At 60.1% G+C, this 3,258-nt stretch carries 2 protein-coding genes and 1 pseudogene; 2 read left to right on the forward strand and 1 reads right to left on the reverse strand.

Annotated elements, in window-relative coordinates:
• Positions 1-315: 315 nt before the first annotated feature.
• A complete protein-coding gene (locus ACXRVY_RS21405; protein WP_457266346.1) occupies positions 316-1,389 on the reverse strand; it encodes a diguanylate cyclase in 1,074 nt (357 codons plus the stop codon).
• Between the two features lie 198 nt (positions 1,390-1,587).
• On the opposite strand from ACXRVY_RS21405, the gene ACXRVY_RS21410 reads away from it, so the two are divergent.
• Entirely contained in the window at positions 1,588-3,042 is a 1,455-nt protein-coding gene (locus tag ACXRVY_RS21410; RefSeq protein ID WP_223463056.1) for a flavin-containing monooxygenase, read from the forward strand.
• A 22-nt stretch (positions 3,043-3,064) separates the two neighbouring features.
• A pseudogene (locus tag ACXRVY_RS21415) lies at positions 3,065-3,258 on the forward strand (alpha/beta fold hydrolase); the annotation flags it as partial.

Consider the following 3,258-nt stretch of genomic DNA (forward strand, 5'->3'; position numbering starts at 1 on the left):
CTACTGTGGGAGCGAGCTTGCTCCGGGCGGCGTTCCGACGATGGGGCCATCACAGCCAACATCCACATCGCCTGACACTCAGCCATCGCGAGCAAGCTCGCTCCCACAATTRATCGCGGGTGTACGTAAATGACGGGYTCACCGCAAATCTACTGTGGGAGCGAGCTTGCTCCGGGCGGCGTTCCGACGATGGGGCCATCACAGCCAACATCCACATCGCCTGACACTCAGCCATCGCGAGCAGGCTCGCTCCCACAATTGATCGCGGGTGTATGCAAATGATGGGCTCGCTCCCACAGGTTTTGCAGTGTGCAATCACACCGAGTCGAGCAGTTCGGGATGGGGTTTGCCATTGCCGCAACAGATCACTCGATTGCGCCCGGTGGTCTTGGCTTCGTATAGCGCATGGTCGGCGTCATTGAGCCAGAGCATCGCGTCGGCGTGGGCCGGGTTGAAGGAGGCCAGGCCAATGCTCAGGCTGACTTTCAGCGCCGGGTTCTGCTCGTCCCCCAAGGTGGCGAATCGATCGCGCAGGGCCTCCATGACGGCGACGGCGCGGTTCAGGGGCAGGTCCGGAAGGATCACGCAGAACTCGTCACCGCCGTAGCGCCCTGCCACATCGGTCGCTCGCAGGCTGTGCCTGAGCATTTTGCTCAACTGACGCAGGACGATGTCGCCGGCAACATGGCCGTAGGTATCGTTGATGGCTTTGAAATGGTCGATATCGATCAGCGCGATAGCCCCGCCTTTTTGCTGACGTTTGCAACGCTGGAACTCGACCTCCAGCTGGTCCTTCCAGGAGCCATGGTTCAGCAGGCCCGTCAGGCTGTCGGTGCGGCTCAGTGCCAGCAGTTCACGCTTCTGACGGCCGAGGGCATGGGCCTGGCGGAAGCAGAACCAGCCCAGCGCCAATGGATACAGGCACAGCAATGGCAAACAGGCATAGAGCTGCACCGGGCTGGTAGCGGGAATGAACGCCGGGGCGAAAATCTGCAAGCCTACGCAGAGGCCCAGCACTTGCGCGGCCGTCCCGGCCAGCAGGAAGCGCAAGCCGCCGATGGCCACGTTATGCATGGCCATCATGGAGATGGTGGTCGCACTGGGCAGTGGATTGAATTGCATGGCGGCAATCCAGAATCCGCCGAGAAAGGCATCGATCAGCAGATTGCGGTGTTCGGCATGATAGGGCGTCCTGGCCCGGCGCGCCCATTGGTAAGCCAGGTGCGGCCAGACCAGGCCGTTGAACCACATGAATCCCCAGACCCAGGGCGCCGGATCGAGTGGATACATCGCCGCACTCACACACACCAATCCCAGGGCCACCCCCAGGATTCGCGATGTATAGAGCCTCCTGGCCAATGAAGATCCCTTTCCTCCCGTTTTTGCCATAGGGCCTCTGTGCCACTCGACGGAATGCGATAACAGCCTGTGTCTGTGTGCTGGAGTCTATCAGGGTGAAATCAAATAGCCATCACCGACTGACAGGCTGAATATCGCGACATCACGCTCGAATAAAAGCAAAAGCCTCGTCTCCAGAAACGGCTATACATGAAAGAAGGGTTGATCAATGACCATAAGAGGAGGCCCATGCAGACCTTTCAAGTATTGATCATCGGCAGCGGTTTTGGCGGACAATGTGCTGCAATCAATTTGCTCAAGGTCGGCATCGACGATTTCCGCCTGCTGGAGCGACGGGATTTCTTCGGYGGCACCTGGTGCCAGAACACCTATCCCGGCGCGGCAGTCGATGTGCCTTCGCCGCTGTACTCCTTGTCTTTCGCCCCGTATCGCTGGACGCAAATGTTCGCCGGACAGGCCGAACTGCACCGCTACACCCGCCATGTGGTGGAACACTTCGGCCTGCGGGGCAAGGTGGAACTGGACGCTAATGTCGAGCGCGTCGAATGGGACGACGCCAGCAGGCGCTGGACGGTTTACACCGCCGGAAAAGGCTCGTTTTGCGCGCAGTTCCTGATCAACGCGACCGGGCCGTTGAGTCAACCGGTGGTGCCGCACTTCAACGGACAGGAGCGTTTTCAGGGCAAGACTTTCCACACCAACAACTGGGATCACGGCTACGACTACCGGCAAAAATCCGTGGCCATCGTCGGCAGCGGCGCCAGTGCGGCCCAGGTCATTCCGGCCATTGCCCCGGACGTCGGGCACTTGCATGTGTTCCAGCGCACGCCCCACTGGGTATTGCCCCGGGCTGATCGCAGGTTTGGCCGCTTCCAGCGCTGGCTGCTGGGGCTCAAGCCCGTCTACAAGTTGCTGCGCTGGGGTATCTACTGGCAATTCGAAACCCGGGTGTTTGGCTTCAAGTATTCGAAGCCGGCCGTGCACAGGGTTCAGCGCCAGGCCCTGCGCTTGCTCAAGCTCCAGGTGCCGGACGCCGAACTGCGGCGCAAACTGACGCCGGACTACACCATGGGCTGCAAACGGGTGATTCTGTCCAGCACGCTGTACCCGGCACTGGCCCGCCGCAACGTGACGCTGCACAGCCGCGAACAAGGCATCGCGGCCATCGACGAAACCGGGATCGTTACCCTCGATGGCCAACATATAGACGTGGACCTGATCGTCTGGTCCACCGGCTACGATGCCACCGACGGGGTGATTTGCTACCCGGTAACGGGCAAAAACGGCACATGTCTCAAGGAGGTCTGGGCACAATACCCGCGGGCCTATCTCGGCACCGCCCTGCCCGACTTCCCCAACCTGTTCATCGTCACCGGGCCGAACACCGGCTTCGGCCACACCTCGGCGCTGTTCATCATCGAATCGCAGATGAATTACATCCTCGATTGCATTCGCACCTTGAAGGATCAAGGTTTACGCAGCATCGAAGTTCGCCATGAGGCGGAACGTACCTACACTGAAATGATCCACCGGGAAATGGAACGCACCGTGTGGAAGTCCGGCGGTTGCCACAGTTGGTATCAAAGCAGGAGCGGTCATGTGATTGCCATGTTTCCGGGGTTCAGCTTCAGCTTTCATCGCTTGACCCGAGCGCTGAAACCCGCTGATCACATTTTGTCCTGAGCAGATACAAGGGAGACGCGTGATGCTTTTGTTGTTCGTCGTTCTCGCGGTGTTCGTCGCCTGGAGCTGGCTGACCTACCCGGCCATCGGCTACTGGCTCTATGACTTGAACATGGCGGCCGAGGCCAAGTTGTACCGGCTGCACAAAATCGTCGTGCCCATCCCCGAGATGACCGTCTCGACCTGGCAAGGCGGGCCGTACGAGGCCACCAGCAG

Source organism: Pseudomonas sp. P5_A2_2 (assembly GCF_054177685.1).

Bases quoted from the DNA above. Each gene is read 5' to 3' on its own strand.
- ACXRVY_RS21405 (WP_457266346.1), bottom strand. From the start codon at position 1,389: ATGGCAAAAACGGGAGGAAAGGGATCTTCATTGGCCAGGAGGCTCTAT.